Annotated in this window: 1 protein-coding gene; it reads right to left on the bottom strand. The window is 75.8% G+C overall.

Features of this window, described 5'->3' with window-relative positions; all coding sequences use genetic code 11:
• The coding region (locus ACYVE9_RS29825; RefSeq protein ID WP_461030983.1) for a beta-ketoacyl reductase at window positions 1-654 on the bottom strand (654 nt) is incomplete at both ends.

The raw sequence follows: 654 nt of genomic DNA, 5'->3' as shown, positions 1-654 counted from the left end.
CGCAGGTCCGCGTCGCCGAGCTTGCCGGTCATGCCGCTTCGTTCGCCCCACAGGCCCCAGGCCAGCGACTGGGCCCGGCGCCCCTGGGCCCGGCACCGGGCGGCGAAGGCGTCGAGGAAGGCGTTGGCGGCCGAGTAGTTGCCCTGCCCGACGCCGCCGAGGGTCCCGGCGAGGGAGGAGAACAGGACGAGTGCCGCGTCGGTTCCGCTGGTCAGTTCGGCCAGCAGCACCGCCGCGTCCGCCTTGGCGCGCAGCACCGTGTTGACGCGCTCGGGCGTGAGCGACTGCACGATGCCGTCGTCGAGCACACCCGCCGTGTGCACGACGGCGGTGAGCGGCCGGTCGGCGGGGAGGGTGGCGAACAGCGCGGTGAGGGCGTCGCGGTCGGCGACGTCGCAGGCCTCGACCGTGACGTGGGCGCCGTGTCCGCGCAGTTCCTCGCACAGTTCGGTCATGCCCTCGGCTGCGGCCCCGCGGCGTCCGGCCAGGACCAGCGATCGGGTGCCGCGGGTGGTGACGAGGTGGCGGGCGATCTGCCGGGCGAGGGTGCCGGAGGCCCCGGTGATCAGAACGGTGCCGTCACCGGTGACGTCCGCCGCGGCGTCCAGACCCTGCTGGGCGTCCGGGCCCGGGGCGGGCTGCCGCGTGTCGCGG

It is taken from the genome of Streptomyces sparsus (genome assembly GCF_054776295.1).
Note: the sequence above shows the minus strand (reverse complement) of the source record. Positions and strands in the feature narration are given on the sequence as shown.